7 protein-coding genes are annotated in these 18,365 nt (G+C 46.4%); 2 read left to right on the forward strand and 5 right to left on the reverse strand.

Features of this window, described 5'->3' with window-relative positions:
• Window positions 1-126: 126 nt before the first annotated feature.
• The 4 genes from GON05_RS31800 to GON05_RS31815 all read right to left on the reverse strand — a co-directional run bounded on the left by GON05_RS31800 (window position 127) and on the right by GON05_RS31815 (window position 11,736).
• Window positions 127-1,038 carry an aldo/keto reductase gene (locus tag GON05_RS31800; protein WP_157325081.1) on the reverse strand — a complete coding sequence of 304 codons (912 nt, stop codon included), beginning with the start codon at window positions 1,036-1,038 and terminating at the stop codon, window positions 127-129.
• Between the two features lie 131 nt (window positions 1,039-1,169).
• Window positions 1,170-2,003 (reverse strand): GNAT family N-acetyltransferase, encoded by an 834-nt coding sequence (locus GON05_RS31805; RefSeq protein ID WP_157325082.1) that lies wholly within the window; start codon window positions 2,001-2,003, stop codon window positions 1,170-1,172.
• Window positions 2,004-2,248: 245 nt separating this feature from the next.
• On the reverse strand, window positions 2,249-9,256 hold the full coding sequence (locus tag GON05_RS31810) for a sialate O-acetylesterase (protein ID WP_157325084.1): 7,008 nt from the start codon (window positions 9,254-9,256) through the stop codon (window positions 2,249-2,251).
• Between the two features lie 206 nt (window positions 9,257-9,462).
• On the reverse strand, window positions 9,463-11,736 hold the full coding sequence (locus tag GON05_RS31815) for a heparinase II/III domain-containing protein (RefSeq protein ID WP_157325086.1): 2,274 nt from the start codon (window positions 11,734-11,736) through the stop codon (window positions 9,463-9,465).
• 104 nt (window positions 11,737-11,840) lie between these two features.
• Here GON05_RS31815 and GON05_RS31820 point away from each other — a divergent pair, with 104 nt between their 5' ends.
• Together GON05_RS31820 and GON05_RS31825 are read left to right on the forward strand one after the other, a co-directional pair.
• On the forward strand, window positions 11,841-13,667 hold the full coding sequence (locus GON05_RS31820; protein ID WP_181646297.1) for a sensor histidine kinase: 1,827 nt from the start codon (window positions 11,841-11,843) through the stop codon (window positions 13,665-13,667).
• Complete coding sequence (locus GON05_RS31825; RefSeq protein WP_157325090.1) at window positions 13,664-15,217, forward strand: response regulator transcription factor; 1,554 nt, start codon at window positions 13,664-13,666, stop codon at window positions 15,215-15,217. Before GON05_RS31820 ends, GON05_RS31825 begins: the two co-directional genes overlap by 4 nt.
• A 52-nt stretch (window positions 15,218-15,269) precedes the next feature.
• Here the strand turns inward: GON05_RS31825 and GON05_RS31830 are convergent, their stop codons facing one another.
• Window positions 15,270-18,365: an alpha-mannosidase gene (locus GON05_RS31830; protein ID WP_220138846.1), complete on the reverse strand. Its 3,096-nt coding sequence runs from the start codon at window positions 18,363-18,365 to the stop codon at window positions 15,270-15,272.

Genomic DNA, 18,365 nt, shown 5'->3' on the forward strand with positions numbered 1-18,365 from the left:
ACCGCTATATTGGTTATACTCGGTATTTGTTCCAAAGTTTCCTATATGCACTCATTAGATTCAGCATAAATAACACGAGTAGCTCAACAGCTGCGGACTGTGGAGCTACTCGTAAGAAGATACAAATTATCGATGTTGTTCATACCTATTTGAACGCGTCAATTTCTGAAGCAAAATGATCTCTTCATCCCTTAGGGGAGGGGCTTCTGCAACGGCGATGTTCTCCAACAATTGTTCTAGAGAGCTAGCCCCTGGGATGGTCACAGCAACCGCAGGATTCGATAGCACATAGCGAATGGCAAGCTGACTTAAATTACGGCCATTCACATTGGCTGAATCCAGTAATTTGGGAAACAGGCTACTAATTGATTCCCCTGTGTAGTCAAGGTAATTTTCCTGAAGCCGCCGTCCCCGATTCGACAGAATTCCTTTCGCCACTGGACCACGGGCTATCATACTGATTGAATGCTCAGCAAGCCAAGGTAGCACTTCTTCCTCCGGCCGTCGATCTAATAAACTATACTGACTCATGACGCTTATAATCGATGATCGGTTTGTATATTCCCGAATCACATTTGGACGAATCGAGGATATGCCATAATAGCGGATGACTCCCTCTCGTTTCAATTGTTCAAAAGCTTCGATCGTCTCGTCGATCGGGTCTTCAAGTGTACCGCCATGCAATTGATATAAATCAATGTAATCCGTACGCAGCCGTCTCAAGCTTTCTTTAACCGCGGACAGTATGTACGCTTTGGAGGCATCCCATACCCAGCCTTCTTTGCCTGGTATTCGTCTGTTACCGACTTTTGTGGCTATAATGATTTCGCCACGATTGCGACCTTGAATCGCTGAACCTACGATTTCTTCATTAAGACCTTCATCGTACAAATCAGCCGTATCCAGAAAATTTACCCCACGTTCCAATGCTCCATGAATCATAGAAATGGCATGCTGGCGATCTGTGCCTAACGACATGCAGCCTAATCCTATTTCGCCTACCATGAGCTCTGAAGCACCTAATCTGTTTCGTTTCATGATTTTGTATCCCTCCTAAATATGGATCTAATTTCTCTACAATTTATCATATACAATTTTTTACTTGAAGGACAATTTAACAAAACAAGCTCTTGCCTAATAGATTAGACAAGAGCTTGCTTTCCACTTTTTCAATCAACCTTCATATAGTTAGGACGCACGTAAACACGATTAAATCCCGCTCGATGGTAGTTACAGTATGACTTATTCGTATCCTCTTGTCCTTCAGGTGGTTGTCCGGTTTCCGCAGTGAAACCAGTAACACCTAGTGCAATCCCATCAGTTAACCGTTGTTTAATTAGAGCGTTCTGAGCTCCTCTGCCGCGATAATCGGGCAATGTCGCATCTATTCCAAGCCAAGCCCAGTTTTTATCGATAAACATTGCCCCACAGGCTACAGGATGATTAGCTTCGTACGCCACGTATACTCTCCATTTTGGGCGACCAGCCAATGCTGAAAACCATGAAATGAGTGACTCAGGAAACCCGAACCCTACCTGTGCAGCATAACCAAAGTCTGTGGCATGATGCGGCTCAACGAGTCGAACTTCGAGCGTAGTTGGCATAGGATGACTTTCTACTGGCATGGAATCCCGGTAATACTTCGCCCAGCCTCTTCCAGTACGCTTGAATCCTTTTGCTTGGATCCACTCGTGAATCATGTCAGGTAGCGCTGTCGGGGGAATTTGCAAAGAATACAACTCAGAAGCATGTTCGTTCATCCACGCTATCGCTTGATCCAACCCTTCTTCGCTTAAAGGTTCTGCAATCCCTAGACCGAGAACCCGGTTGAATTCCGCGATCGGCACACCCTGATCTGCAAGTCCTACACTCGTACCCAACCGTGCATAAGATGTTTTTGAGCTAGTAACATAGCTATCCGGTGCAGCAGCATACATATCCAACCATGCTTCACTTTCAACCTTCTCAATGGCAATCAAGCTATTAACAGTAGTGGTTTTCATCTACTCTTTCTCCTCTTCTATCATCTACTTTGAGTTTTCTATACCTAGTTACAGCTACACTTCAGCCATAAACAGTGTAAGCTGATCTCAGATATTCAACAAATTAAGATATAAAAAGTTAGCTATAAAATTATTTATAAATAATTACTAAGCTTAGCATTTAGTAACGAATGAAATAGTGTTAATTCAACCTCTCGAACAAAAGAAGGCCCTATGCACTCCCATCGAATGCATAAGGCCTTCATTTATTTCTCTACTCGTACCGTAAGCACGTCACTGGAGGTTACTCCGCCCGCATTGACCAATTCACTCCGGTACTCGTATGTACCAACTCCACGTCCGGCAATTGCACTCACCGCACTTTGAGCACCAGGCGTAGCGGCTTGCAGTGATTTCGTTTCGAGCAACACACCATTTTCGTATAAACGGTATTCGGTCGCATTCGTTCCCCACCACATGTTCATAGCAACATGAAAGGTTCCGTCTCCATCCCAATTATCTTGGGAGAGCACCGGTTTGCCCGGCGATGCGTTCGAGATGGTGACAACAAGCGGATTGCTCGTTGTTGTACCGAACTGGCTGATGAGCTCGCTCGTGTACGTATAAGTGCCGTTCGCTTTGCCATGCACATCAACCTTGGCCACTTGTGCAGCGGGAGCTGCATCCTTCAACGATTGGGTAGAGATGAGGGTACCATTTTCATACAATTTAAATAAAGTACCGTTATTGCCCCACCACATATTCATGGTTACGGTGTAGCTGCCATCACTCAATCCCGTAGCTTCACCGCTGTTAGATGATAAGACTGGCATACCTGGAACCCCTGAAGACACCGCCTTCACCACTGTGATTGTAACAGGATTGGTCTGCACGGATACGCCATTCAGAGTAACACCAGCTGTAATTTGAGCAGTACCTTCAGCTACCGCGGTGATATGCCCCCGCATATCAACCGATACTACCGCGCTGTTGCTTGATCCGTACGTTACTGTGGCTACGGTAAGATCCGCAGGTGCTGCATTGTTAAGCGTACCCGTCACCACCGCTGACGCTGCTGCACCTACTTGAAGTGATGTCGCATTAACCGCGAGCGTCGCTTGACTCAGGACCGGCGTTGTTGGCAGCGGCTTCGCCACTGTGATCGTCACAGCATTGGTCTGCACGGTTACACCATCCAGCGTCACCTCAGCTGTAATTTGAGCAGTACCTTCGGCTACCGCCGTGATATGCCCCCGCATATCAACCGATACTACCGCGCTGTTGCTTGATCCGTACGTAACTGTGGCTACGGTAAGATCCGCAGGTGCTGCATTGTTAAGCATACCTGTTACCACCGCTGACGCTGCTGCACCTACTTGAAGTGATGTCGCATTAACCGCAAGTATTGCTTGACTAAGTATCGGTGTTGTTGTTGGCACTTCGTTTTGAATCGTTATGTCATCCATGTAAGCCGTATAAACGCCATCTCCCGTGTGATCGTATGCGGCGATAACCGCTACGATCGTCTTGCCTATAAAGGAAGTATCTAAATGATAAGCGATTTTTTCCCATTGGCCTACGGCGCCTTTTGCGCTTTTGCCAGTAAATCCAACCTTGTCGCTTAAATGAGTACCGTCGTCAAACAATAGATCAATGAAAGCATGCCGACCTAAGTCGTTTTCTGCCCGGATATAGTAAGAAAGCTCCAAATTGTTTTCAACTTTTATTTTTGTTGGCGCAATTCGCGCATAAAGTTGAGTATTATCGGTCCCGTTTTCCGATTTTCCGCTAAATCGGAAGGAATACGCGCCTCTATGAAAGGCATCTTTCGCGATGGCAAAAGCGTCTAAAGCGGGATCCGAATGCTGACGCTTCAAAATTTTTGGATTCCCGCGCTCATTTTCATCACCGGGATTGTAAATACCTACGTCAACGTTCGTAAGTTCCCCGCCCGCAGCAAAGCGTTTCTCAAAACCGTTCCGCCAATACACAGGACCCAACGAATCCTCAATCGGCACCTCATAGCTAACAGGATTGCCTTCCGTAATGTCATGTTTATTCATATCGGCAATAGCTCCCGTCAGCCGCAAGTAAAAATCGGAAGAAAGCCATGTACCTTCAGATGCTTGTGTATACAAATACTGCTCGCCTTTCGGGATCTCGTAGGAATCTTCAGCGCCCTTAATGATGGATGTACCCTCATCAAATTCATCAAACATGGCAATATACGATGTCCTTAGACCATGTTCTCTTAAAAGCGCCGCCTGCGTCCACATGAAATCTCCGCTTTCTCTGCCTATCTCATTCGGCGCCGAATTCACACCATTTCTCAGATTCGACCAAGCAAATCCTGGAAAAATAACAGGTTGGAAGTCAATTCCGTATTGCTCGCAATACGCCATCTCTCTTTCCAATCGTTGGTCAGTCTGCTCCCACCAAGCTTTGGCGTCCTCTGAGCCATTAAACCGTCCTACTGTCCACGGAGATGCCATATTAAGGGACTGATATACCGCAGCATAATCATTGGTTACCGATGCCCATGTATTATCAGGCAGCCCTCCGATCACATAATAACCTCTGTCTTGGAACCAATGAATAAGTGTGAGCGCATTACTTGCACTCGGATATCTGGACGGGTTATCTCCCGCAAGACCCCATAAGCAAACGACCGGTTTTCCTTTTGCATAGGCATAACTGGTTGAGCTTACAATACCTTTTCTTTCTATATTGTATACCCAATCTTTTTTGATTCTGTCTACAGCAGCTTCTCCTACACTTCCAGATCCTGACAAATCATACATGACATAAAATAGTTTGTTATACTTTTCAGCTGCATCCTGAACCAGGTTTATATTATTTTTTATAGGACTTTCTGTCACTTCTGTTGAACTATAAAACCGCTGAACCGCTAACCCGTCTATGCCATAATCACGTAACCAAGAAACATGCAAGTCAACCACATCTTTATTCTTGGATGTAAACAACTTGGCTTGTTCGCCGGTTTCCAGGTTATCGAAATTGGTAGGGAATAGAGCAGTGTCGGGATACTCCCTTACATCGGGCCAATTTTCAAATTTAAGCTGGCCAACGCCAGGTTTCGTTCCCGAGTTCCAATGAACCCAACCCGAATTGGTATCATTGGCAGTAAACCACATCTGATATCCGGCAACCGTTTTTCCGATCATATTATTACTTGCCGTTTCCCCGGCAAATACAGGTGGAAGGGTTTCATCAATGGCAGGTTCCTTGCCACTCTCCACGCGTATACTTTTTACATAAAAATCTCCACCGGCAGCTAATATCCGGAAATCAGCACCGCCATTTTGCGCTTTCCTCATTTGGGCATCGGTCACATAAATTTTCAGGGTTACCAGATCGCCCGTATTATAGAGCTGTATAAAGTGCCTGTTATTATAAGCGTTTCCAGTTGATTTTTGACCCAACTCTAGAAAAGGTTTCTGTGTCCCGACATCATAATACTGAATGGTAAAAATAACATCTTCAGCACCTCGAAGGGAAGAGTCTGCACTCAAAGTACCATACAGATATTTTTGAGCATTAATGCGCCCAACCGTATCTCCTTTATACTCTTCAACGAAAGTTTGCGCTTCGGAAGAAGGATTACCGTTGTATTTCGTAAAGGCTACACCTTGTTCCACGACAGGATCGCCGAATACAAGCAAAGTCGAGGAGGTTTCCAGGCTGCCAAATGCGGCTGCCAACTCCGTTGTAGCGGTAACTATCTGGTCGTCAGTGGCATTATTGTTGTCGTACACGGATTTAGCCGCATTCCATTTCGTCATATAAGCATCCCAGGAAGCTGTGATGTACGAAGTGGAATCTGCCGGCTTTTTGTTCATCTCGGCGAGCAGTTCATCTTTGCTGACAGGCTTAACAACCAAAGCGCTTTTTGCCGTAATGACATTGTCGATAGCCTGACCCAGTTTGACAATATCGGTGCTGTTTCCCTGAATCAAGGCGTCTGCAGCCGTTTTTGCGGCATTGTAAGCAACCAAGGAGGCAGCGGTGTATGGGCTGGTATCTGCAACAAAGGTTGCTTGCAGCTGCGTCCGCATCGCAGCAGCATTAAACGCTGGGTTAGCAGCAGTTAGCTCGGCATCGGTCTTTACGCCGGCACTAGTACCAACCATGACTTTATCGAGATACAGGCTGCCATCGGTTACACCCGTGAAGGTGAACTGCATATCGGTAATGGCATTGAGCAAAGATTTGGTATCGGTTACAACTTGGGTTCCGTCAAACAATTTGCGCAGATTAAAGGTGACAGTCGTATATTTGTTGTCTTTGGCAAGGCTTTTTTCATATAAGCCCGTTTCGGCAACAGCTGCCGTATACGTCTTGCCGCCACTCACGAATTGCAGGGCCAGTTTGGCAGCGTTTTCATTTACATTAAGGACATTGACTGATACATAGTTGTAATTGCCGGCTTTAAATTTCAGGCTGTCATAGGTCAGTATCGGGCTGATACCGATCACTTTACCAGCAGAACCGGTATAGTTGACCTGCAATGCCGAAGCACCTTCCAGCTTCAAAGCAGGAGAATAACCGTAAGTAACCGCTGAGGTGGTGCTCACAGTACCTGACTTCCAAGACGGATGGAATCCGAAGAAATTAATCGTAGTATCGTTTTGGTCGACGACCCACTCGTCTTTGTCTGCGTACATCCAGCCTTGCTCCGTATAATAGGTGACGCTCGGGTCTGGAGCACTGGTGCTATCTGCATATGCCGTAGTACGGAAGGGGCTGACCGGAATATAATAATTCCCTTTGGCGGCACCGACTAGATTGGCATTGTTATTGAAATTGTCAAACGCGTAAATGACGTCCTTCGGATCAGAGACCATATTGCTCCAAACCTTAACGGTGTTCGGACCTATAACTTCAGCGTTGGCGGTCACATATACATGGTCTGCACCTGCTATGCTGAAGCCATGAAGGGAGATGCCGTTATAGGATTTAAGGCCTTCCCCGACATTGTCAAAGGTGAGGTTGATGGTATTGCCTGAAACGGTCATACTTTTATAGATCGGAGCCGATTTCAGGTCGTTGGCGCCATATACCAAACTCATGGCACTATCTGCGAAGCGCTGGCCAACCTGTTCTTTCGTACGTGGATGAATCGCGCCAGGTGAAGTCCCGTTCAACACATGAGTCAACGGAACATCGTAGATCGGAAACAGCGTCATATTCTTGTCAGCGTTGGCCAAATAGGATTTGGTCATACTCTCAGCCAGCCAACCGAGATGCTGCGGATTGGTACTACCATTATCGTACTGGTCCGGGGCAACCTGAGCTTCGATAAAAGGCATGGTGTTGTTTGCAAAACCAAACGCTTCGCTCCAGCTCTTTTTCAACAGATTTAATTCGATATCATAGATTTCGCTGCGGTTGGAGTTGCTTTCCCCCTGATACCAGATCGTACCAGCTATGTTGGTTCCGGCAAGAGGACCGATTTTCTGATTGTACAAAATGGACATTTTATTGGCTTCTGTCGGCCACCAGTCGGCATCATAGTACAGACCACGTTTCATCAGAGCGGCTTTTACTTCTGCGTCGCCTTCAATAGCCGTGCGGGGCAGCCAAGCTTCAATGATGGTACCGCCGGTTGCATCACTGATCACGCCCACAGGAACGTTCAGCTTCGGCTGCAAACTTTTTGCCATGAAATAGGCGGCGGCAGAAACTTTGTTGACTTCGGTGCCTCTATCGCCTGCGCCCCAATACGCTCCGGCAATATCCGGCGTTGGATCAATTGGCTGATCACCCGTTTGCCCCGCTGGGTAAGCCGGAACCAGGAAGAAACGGATGTTATGGTTATTAGCGTTAGCTACTTCGGAAGCGCCTGTCATCGCCGAACCCACGTTTAGAGCCATATTGGACTGACCGCCCGCGAGCCATAATTCACCTATGGCAACATCTTTGATGGTCTGAATGACAGTGTTGCCTTCGCTAACAACAATTTTGTAGCTGTCATAGCTGCCGACCCGGGGGGATAATGCAACATCCCATCTTCTGTTAGCAGCAGCAACGGCCGTCTTCGTTTCAAGAGCTGTAGTCTCATTACCTTTAAACAATTCAACTTTTATATTCTTCCCCTCATCCGAATAACCCCATATATTCATGGGCTTCTTCTGCTGGAACAACATGCCGTCGTTGAAAAAGGTGGGCAGTGTCGTGTCATTGGTCGTATCAATTAAGCGGACATTCGAAATTTTGAGCACCAAATTGTCGGTAAAGGTAGCCGGCCAATTCGTCATATAGAAGCGCATATAGTTGATGTTTGAATAATCAATGGTACCGCCTGTCGCGCCACCGGTAGTCAACATAGCGGAAGCGCTCGATTGGCCGTTTTGCCAGTTCAGCGATCCGACACTGAAGGCTAGTTCATTGGCGTCATTGTGGCCGCTGCTCGTAAGCTCAACTTGGCCTGCAGCTTGTGACATCACCGTAATATTACCAGGATGAGTCAGGTTTTCGATCTCGGTATCCATGACCAATTTAACTTTTCTGATATCATGGTGTGAAGCGTCAATTGGTGGAAATTGGACAGCAAAAGAGGCTGTAGGAGTTCCGGCACTGCCGCCACCGGTAATGTTGAACGTCTTGGTGAAGGGGATATTAGCTACCAGAGGTGTGGTGTCGTATTGCACCGGTGGCACCGGATCGGCCGGACGGGACATATCCACGATATTCACGTCTTTCATCCGGATGACATAAGCGTCTGGCTTAACAGTGAAGTTAAAATACTCTAAACGGAAAAACCGGATGTGAGCCAGGTCGACTGCTGCAACATTGCCCATCGCTGAAAATGGAAGCAACACGTCATTCCACCCCGGCTGGATCTCGGTGCCGTCTGCTCTTTTCAAATCCTTGGAGTTATACATTAAGTAATGCCCACCGATTTGATTATCCGACACTTCAAATCGGCCGTTGCCGCCGATTGTTTTCATCAAATCATTGATATTGCCGGGATGATCATTATTCTCGACATAGAGCTGCAAACTCACGGCTAGATTGGCTGGAGCTACTGACGACACATCGAAATCAATCGTGTTGATATAGCCCGATCCAAATCCATACCGAGTAGGATTGGTTAACGTATAGGGCTTAAGCTCCCTTTTATCCATAATTTTTTGTACAATGTAGTTATCCATAATGTCTTTAGCAGCCGTAGCTGAACCTGGTTGTATCATCATGATGGGCAGTATCAACATGATGGATAAGAGAACAGCCATTAGTTTTTTTGCCTTCATGCCATTTACCTCCTGTTTCGATTATAGGAACGCTCTTCAATCTTCCCTTTCGCTTCTTCGTTCGGATTATGGATCCATCACTTTATCCCCCCTTTCGACCCTTCAGGAAATCGCTTACATTCACTTCCTTTATTTACTATATCGCTCTCATAAGCTTAATTAAATGATGTTTCTTTACAAAAATTGATGCATTTTTACTGTTGTTATTAACCCGGACGTCGCGTCGCCAAAGCGGTCGATTGACGAATGACAATGACTCCGTCGTCTTCGGAGACCACCTCGGCACACCCCATAGCCGTTGAGCGCTGCGGCATGATGGCAGGCCGTATCTCTGCCCGAATGCAAGGTTGGCCTTGCAGGGAAACCGAAACCTCCTCAGCGCTTAGTTCCAAGCAAACCGTCGCTCTGGACATCGAAGCAAATAGCGTATGTCCGCTATGGCGAAGAACGCTCCCATACCCGATGAAACAGCGCTCGATATTCGTCCAATCGTCCTCATCCGCACCCTCAGGTCGAGTTACGGCGATCAGATAAGCATCCGTCTCCCATCCATTCAATTTGCGGATGCAATTCTGATGCATGACTCGGCCATCTGCCCGCAGATTCCAATAGATATCCGTTTGCTTGCCGCCTGATCGGATGCGCACACCAAGCATTTCATGTCCCTCCAGGGCGGTCACTTCGGGAAGCGGCTGCTCCGGTTCCATGGGGATTACAGCCGTTATAAATTTAGCCTCATGAACGGACTCGCAGGTTTCGTATGACAAATAAGTCACCTTTGTATCAGGAGCATGATCCGCCATGCCTTCCTTTTGCTTCAGAGTCAGTTGCTGCGGGAATAGATGCTTAACGATCACACTGGCATCACCGTTCGTGATACGCAATGGACCGTTTTCCACCATGCAGGTTTCCCCTTCAAAGTGAAGCAGCCATTGCAAATGGCCTTTCTCGTGCGCCCGAATGTCGTCCAAGATGACGATGACACCATCGCCCCAGAGAAAATGACGGAAATTTCTTGAGAAATGCATCGACATAGGTCCGGTTGCGTCAGCGTACACATAACGGAGACCGGCGTGATCCACCAAATGATACACATGTCCAGGCTCCTTCACGCCACGGGGCATATCTGACCGCAGTTGCCCTTCACCGTTAAACAGCACAACATTATGCGCTTCACTCTGTACATAATAATCAACATATTCAGGTCTCTCGTAAGAGCAGTTGCCGGAGTCAATCAAGAGAGGCCGCCCTTTATGATATAGAACAAAAGAACCCGCATCCGCATGGCAATGATTCCAGGTAAAGCCAGACTTCACCGCCAGCAACGTGCCGTCCTTCTCCCAACCATCGCGCATCGTCGCCCAGCCGATACCCTCGTAGATTATGGATGTCTCTGCAGAAGATGGTGGACTCGACTCCCCCTGCCAAATACGATCCTGCTGGATAAAATCATAAAATCCATACTCCGCTTGCCATTCTTTTAAATACCAGCGCAAACGTGGATCGTCGAGCCCGGTCGCCAGCAACATCTTTGCAGCGTGCACGGCACCTGTATACATATAGCCGTCACCGAAATTAACGGTCAGCGGCCGTTCGGAGGCCGGGTATGTCGTATGCAGGAAGAAGTCTCCAGCCTTCGCGAGATCAGGGATATCGGAAATATCCGTATACCCAAAAGCATGTTGATAAGCCAACCTGAAGACCAGATATTCATACAGGCCATAATCGGCATAGTTGAGACTTTCGTAGAATGCCCCAGCTTCGTCGTAATTCAAACTTTTACTGCCAAGAACACTGCCTTTGTACAAAAAGTATTCAGGGAAAATGCGAATGATTTCATTGAGCCAAACGCTCGCTTCAGGTTCCTCTTCCATGACGGAAAGCACGCCGACTCCCGCCAGTCCAATCATCACAGCCCACCAATTATGGCCCATGGAATCAAGCGTATGAATACGGGTATCGGCAAATACCCAATCCTTCAATGTCGGCAAAACGCCAAGATTGAGCAAGGACCGGCGAATCGTCTCACGCTCTTCCGTGCTCAGCAACTCGTAGATGCAGTCGTAGCCGACGGCAAAACCATGACAGAATCGGGATGTATTTAACTCCGAATGCCAAGGTGGATCGTTCTTCAGCAAGCCTTTACCGTGCCATTTCTGATAGGTGCTGTAATGAAGGAGCGCTTCCTTTAGTTTTTCTGCATAATGCCGCTGCCCCGTTACCTGATACACTAACCCAAGCATGGTGCCCATCTTGGCCACTTGCTCGCTCGGCGGCCCATACTTGCCATGCTGGGAATCCACCCCGTCAGCTTCAACTTCATCTGTAAAAGAATTTTCCAGAAGACCATCCGCCTTGGCCACATAAGCCTGCCATTCCCTCCGCAGGTTCTCATCTTCTTGCAGTTGAACCCGAAAATACGCAACCCAATTTTGATCAAAATATAAATACGGATGCTGTTTCTTTGTCATTTTTCCCATTTCTCATCTTCCTCCTATGTTTAAAATCTCAATACTGAGCTCCTTTACGAATAAAGAAATACGTTGTACATTGGGTATAGAAATTATCGATGGGGTTGATTCCAATGAAAACAAAAATTCAAAATCAATTCTTTTTATATTATCTTTTCCTTGCCGTCATTCCGCTTTTGGCGCTTTCCTATTACTCGTACTACACCATCAAAACCAACGCTCAAAAAGAGTTGGTCAACACCATTTCATTTGATATGCGGCAAAGTCAGGCTTCGCTCGACGCACTGTATATCCGATTTCAGAAGTATATGGACATTCTTTCGAATTCGTCCACGTTCTATAATTTCGTTCTCCCTGCGTTAAGTGATATCAAGCAAGGGGATATTCAACATGCCAAATACACCGTCACGACGAACCTTGATCCGCAATTTAAGAGCTTGTTTGCAACGGATGATGTCATTTCTGCTGCCATGGTTATGATCGACGGACGCGTAGTCTACAGCTACAAATCTTTTGTCTCCGTTACGAATGAATTCAAGCATAATCCCATCATTGCCAGCACCGAAGCCAGTCCCGCCATGCGTTGGTTTAGCAATCAGCCCACTCCCTTCGACTCTTTCGAAGGCACCTATTCGGTCATCACCAAAAACATTTATAACATTATGGGCAATAATCCGTCCGAAATCCTTTGCCAGGTTATCCTTTTGGTTAATCAGCAGAAAATGAACGATCTCTTAAACAATAAGCTTCGATTTGCTGACAGCATCATTCGCGTATTGGATACTGACAATACGATCATTGCCGGAAACGATTATGCTCTCCCCATTAGCGATCAGCAAACTGCTTTAATGACCCAAAAACTCCCACTCGATCAAGACCCGAATAACATCACGTACATCGATAAATTTTTCATTTTACAAGACATATCGAACGTTACGAATTGGCGCATCGTTCAATTGTCATCTTCAAGCCATGTAACGGAAGCGTCTTCGGCCATCATTCTTTTTTCCACCATTCTTGCAGCTGCCTTGCTAATCCTCATGTTTCTGTTTTCATTTATTATTTCTAATGAGATTCTGCTTCCTATCAAACGTCTGGCCAATGCGATGAAAAAGGTCGGAGAAATGAATGTGAAAATGACCGTTATCCCCAATTCCAAAAACGAAATCAGCGAAATTGCAAGCGGATTCAATCAAATGGTGGACCGTATCGACCACTTATTCAGACAAACGATTGACATCGAACGCCAAAAACGCAAATCCGAAATTGATATGCTTAAATATCAGATCAACCCGCATTTCCTATACAACACCATTAATTCCATACGCTTTTCCGCAATGAAACATAAGGATGAAATTACAGCCACGATGCTGGTTACGTTAAGCCGTCTGCTCAGAAATACCCTCAGTCATCCTAGTAACGTGATTGCATTAAGAGAGGAAATTCAGAATATTAAGGACTACATCTCTTTGCAGCAGCTGAGATACGATCATCAATTAAACGTCGAGTACCAGATAGAAGAGCAAACTACGCATTTGCTAGTACCGCATATGATTCTACAGCCCATAGTAGAAAACTCTATCATGCATGGCTTGAATCACAATTTGAACACGGGCGTCAAAGCCAACATTACCCTTTCTTCCTTTCTGAAAAATAGCACGACCCTGATTCTTGCCGTTCGCGATAACGGGATTGGTATCGCCAGCCAAATCGTAGACAATCTGCTCGTTCATCCATCAACGATTTCTTCAGATTCACTGCGCATAGGCTTCGTTAATATCCATAAAAGAATCAGGCTCCAATATGGGGAACCCTATGGCATCGAGATCGAGAGTGAAGCCGGTTTCTTCACAAATGTCAAAATTATTCTTCCCGTGCTAGAAAATATAGAAGATGCCCAAGCCCATTTCATTAGCGAAGGAGGTACCAACCAACCATGAATGCCATTATTGTTGACGATGAGCCTTACGTAAGACAGATGCTTAAGAACATGATCCATTGGGATGACCTGTCACTTCATCTGGCGGGCGAGTTCTTTAACGGTCAGGATGCTTATGATTGGATAAAGCAAGGCAACCACGTAGACCTGGTGATTACGGATTTAAGAATGCCAGTCATGGACGGACTTCAGTTGATCAAAAATACATTGGCGATTAGAGAACATATTACTTTTCTTGTGATCAGCGCTTTTAATGAATTTCATTTGGTGAAAGAAGCCTTTCTTCTTGGCGCCAAAGATTATTTATTAAAGTCTGAAATGACGGAAGACCATATCCATCATACGCTGTCCAATCTGCGATTGAACGATCACCCGAAATTGCCGGCGGTCTCCAGCAAAGAATTGATGAAAGAAACACTATTAAGCCGGCTTGCAGCGGAAAATCTGACAACAAACGATATCAGCACCTTGAAGGAATTGATGGGCAATAATGATAAAAGGCGCATGACCTTGCTTCTGCTGAGATTGAACAAGCTTGATGCACATGTTTCTACACCTGAAGCATCCATGAAAAAGGCCATCTCGGAATGCCTCTCACCTAACGAGCAGATCCTGGCTTTCAGCCGTCAAGCGCAGGTTGAAATCATTCAGACGTCGCCATTCGAGTATTTGATTCTTACGCTCTATGCCCCGCAGGAATCCGAGTCCAGCATCCTGCAGCATGTAAGGCGCGCCTTTGGTGCATTTCGCCCAAGCGGGTTCCGGATCAATCTTGGAGTTAGCCGTGTTTCTTTCGATTTCTTCTCGCTTCCGCAGCTCCTTCATGAGGCGAGAATGTCCGTCGATTATTGTTTTGTTGCAGGAAACGGTTCTATCATTCCTTATACCGTGCAGTTCGAAGAAACGGGGCCACTGGCGATCGACAGCCGGCAGCAAGTCTCCATCTTAAAAGAGCAGCTGAGTGCCATCCTATTTGATAAGCGCAAACCGGAAATCCAAAGTGTTATCATTCCGCCTCAAAACGTAAGTGCCAGCCATATTCGAGCTATCAAAGAGCTCTACATGAAATATCATTTTGTCCTCATGGACTTCGCGATGCAGAACGGGCTCTATGGCGAGCTGCGCGAGTTAAGCAATAAGTACGAGGAGCATTTGAAGTTTTACGGCGATTTGGACTCGCTCAACAAATGGCTATCCTCCGTAATCGCCGTCGTAAAGGCCCACAACGGCGAGAATTCCATGATCAATCAGGTGAAACATTATGTGGAAGAAAACTATATGCACGATATTAGCCTGCAATCCGTTGCCAACAAGTTCAACATTAACAGCAGCTATCTTAGCCGCCTGTTTTCAGAGAAACGCGACACCACTTTCACCGATTATTTGGCCCATACTCGCATCACCAAGGCAATTGAATTTATCAAATCATCCAACCTGAAAATCTATGAAATTTGTGAAAAAGTAGGCTACACCTCCCCTGAGCATTTCAGCCGAACGTTCAAGAAATTGACCGGCAAAAGCCCAAAACAATTTATGGATGGACGAGAATGATAAAAAAAATCTGCCGTGCAACTCCGGCAGATTTTTTTCGAGTCGCTTCACATTAATAGCTGATCTTGACTGTTTTAATTTCAAATGGCTTGAAACTAAGCGCGATCACGTTCTTCGTTTCCAGCTTCTCCGTGTCTTCTTCCAACATGTTGGTTACAGCAGCCTTGACCATACCATTCGCAAACGTCAGAGTCGAGTTGGTATAAGTCCCCTCTGCCTCATACATCCTGATGATATAAGCCTTATCGTTATCCTCGCACGGCTTGATCGTTTCAATCATAATATTCGGTTCGCTCACGCGAATAAAAGATTCAAAGCTGCATACGCCCGGAACGAGAATCGGCTTATAATTGAATGCATAAGCGGGCTTGATGACGGAATCGGCATCAAATCCGCTGTCATGCGGCAGGAACGCATAAGAGCAGCTGTGTTCGCCCTTATCTCCCCTGAAATCCGGCCGGCAGCCGCCTTTATGAAGCGTGAGTCCAAGCTGGGATTGGTGGACGGATATCCCGTATTTACAGTCGTTTAATAGGGCAACGCCGTACCTGGTTTCGGACAAATCGGTGTATTTATGATTGCACACCTCGAACTTGGCTTTTTCAATATCCGTATTCCGGGTCGTTGGCCGCTTGATGTAACCGAATTGGAGTTCCTGTCTTACAAAATCAGCAAATACACTCGTATCAAATACGGTCTTGAGCAATCTGTGATCGTCCTGCCAATTCATCAATGTCTCGAACTTCACTTGCTTGCTGTCGCTGTAGAAAATGACGTCCTGCTGCAAGCTCGATTTGGCGGTCAGTTTATAGTGATTGCGGATTCTAAATTCCACGAGCCCATCCGATACGATTTCACTTGAGAGCAGTTCAGCGTTATCTTTGAACTTCAGCTCAATATCCGCATCAATGTCCCAACTGTCCCAAGCGGTCGGCACATCCTCCGCCATCAGCATCGTATTCAGAGCGTAGCCGTCTCCTCTAAGCTCCCTATTCAAACCCTTATCAATCATCGATTTAATATAACTCTTTTCGTCGAAAACCACTTTATAGAATGGCGTATCCAGCGTATGGTTCCCATAATGGAAGCAGGAGCCTTCCTTCAATTCGCCTTCCACCCGCTCCAGCACCGCAGAGGATAAGGCTTTGATCGTTACACCCGCGACAGCGAGCTGCTTGCGGCCCCACAAATCGGTTACGCGCTGCTGAGCATAATCCCCTTGGATCACACAGCCATCCAAAGCATCCAAATAGATCGTATCGGTGCGATCGAATGCTAGGGTGTTAACAACCGAAACTTTGTTGTCTACAGGTTCAACAGGCACAACATGTTGAATTAATTGATCCGCTTGCTGAATGATGTACGTCGTTTCCGAGATACTCCGGTCATGTACGTCAGGAATGGATGTTCCCGGTAAAATATCATGAAATTGGTTGATCAATAGCGTCTCCACAAGCGGCCTGATATCGGTATCCCGACATATCACATCACGATTCACCGCATCTCTAACCGTGAGATATTCCAAGTCATGCAGACGAATTTCGGACAAGCGGTTATTACGTTTGATCGTATGTTGATTCGTCAGCGTTCCCCGATGAAGCTCGAGATACAACTCACCCGCATAGACGGGAGGGCTTGTAAGGGACTGCTCCAATATTTGCATGAAATCGCCAACGAACATCGTCTCGACTCTTGGGCAGCCTTCCAAATCGCTGCATCTGCGCGCCATTTCAATCATTTCGAATTGCGGACCACCGCCACCATCGCCATAACCATAGGCTAATAGACGCATGTTGGACACCCTTTTATCCGTGATGGCATCTTTGGAGCGGTGACCGTCTATCACGGAGTCGATGCAAGTTTCCGGATCCGGCCACAGGTGGGTTTTATTTAGATGCGTTAACACTCTCGTCCCATCCAGTCCCTGCCAATAAAAGGTATCGTACGGAAACTTGTTCGTGTCGTTCCACGACATCTTGGTCGTCAGGAAATAGTCGACCCCGCACCCCTTCATAATCTGAGGAATGGAAGGACTGTAGCCGAACGTATCCGGCAGCCAAAAGCAATTTGACGTATAGTCGAAATGCTCCCGAGTAAATCGCTGCCCCCATACGAACTGGCGCAGCATCATTTCCCCGCCGACCAGATTGCCGTCGCATTCAATCCATACGGCGCCATTCGGTTCATATCTGCCGTCTTTAACCGCAGCTTTGATTTTTTCAAACAACTCGGGATAGTGCTCCAACATCATTTTTCCATGATAAGCGGAACTTTGTACAAATTTGTACTCCGGATACTGCTCCATTAAACTAATCTGATTGGCATACGTACGCGCACACTTTTTAACGGTTTCTTCAATCGTCCAACGCCATGCCGTATCCATATGCGAATGCCCAATGACCGCTGCAATCGGAGCCAGAGAAGTATTCTTGTATTGATATAATGTTTTAATGAGCTTGCTGGATTGCGCAACGGCCTCCACAAATATGCTGGTCTCAATATTATCAGGGGAATAATAGAGAATTTCATGGATTTGCGTTAACGTTTTAATGATATTTGCCCTAACAAAACTATGTTTATCCAACGCGCCAGCCATTTGATTAAAGGTTTTCAGGTCGAAGTAAAAATCGGCCATCTGATGGTTTTTCACACAAATGTCGACGGATTCATACTTGTGCAGGAAGTCAGAGCGCGGAGATTCCGCCAACGGCTGGCTAGCTGCTGAGAAATGGCCCGCATAAGACTCCAGCGCAATCTCGATGCGTTCACCGCCTTGCACATTCGACTTCAGCAAATCGCAGTAGTGATTCCCATGGCTTAATGTAAATGTTCCTGAAGGCGATCCGTTTACCCAGAGAAGCGTCTCATGTCCTCCAACATGCGGTTTCAGGAACAAAGTCATCTGATCCAGCTCTTGCTTGACCTTGTAGGTTCCTTTCAGCCAACAATAATTCCCTTCACCGCCCCACACTTCCCCTGAACTGGCCTGGACGAACAAATGGCTCTCCGGTATACGATGCAATCTTTCTGGAGTCCGGTAAATCTCTACATCCAATGTGTCTACTTTGGTGAAAATGTAAGGCTCTATCGTTTTCTCGAATCGCTTGAGCTTCCCGAGCATGCGCTCTGTCTGTTTTTCATTCAGCAT

Source organism: Paenibacillus anseongensis (genome assembly GCF_009757995.1).
In the GTDB taxonomy this organism is placed as follows: Bacteria; Bacillota; Bacilli; order Paenibacillales; family NBRC-103111; genus Paenibacillus_E; species Paenibacillus_E chondroitinus.

Coding starts and splice junctions, on each gene's coding strand:
- GON05_RS31800 (WP_157325081.1), bottom strand. CDS start 1,038: ATGAAACGAAACAGATTAGGTGCTTCAGAGCTCATGGTAGGCGAAATA.
- GON05_RS31805 (WP_157325082.1), bottom strand. CDS start 2,003: ATGAAAACCACTACTGTTAATAGCTTGATTGCCATTGAGAAGGTTGAA.
- GON05_RS31820 (WP_181646297.1), top strand. CDS start 11,841: ATGAAAACAAAAATTCAAAATCAATTCTTTTTATATTATCTTTTCCTT.
- GON05_RS31815 (WP_157325086.1), bottom strand. CDS start 11,736: ATGGGAAAAATGACAAAGAAACAGCATCCGTATTTATATTTTGATCAA.
- GON05_RS31810 (WP_157325084.1), bottom strand. CDS start 9,256: ATGAAGGCAAAAAAACTAATGGCTGTTCTCTTATCCATCATGTTGATA.
- GON05_RS31825 (WP_157325090.1), top strand. CDS start 13,664: ATGAATGCCATTATTGTTGACGATGAGCCTTACGTAAGACAGATGCTT.
- GON05_RS31830 (WP_220138846.1), bottom strand. CDS start 18,365: ATGCTGAATGAAAAACAGACAGAGCGCATGCTCGGGAAGCTCAAGCGA.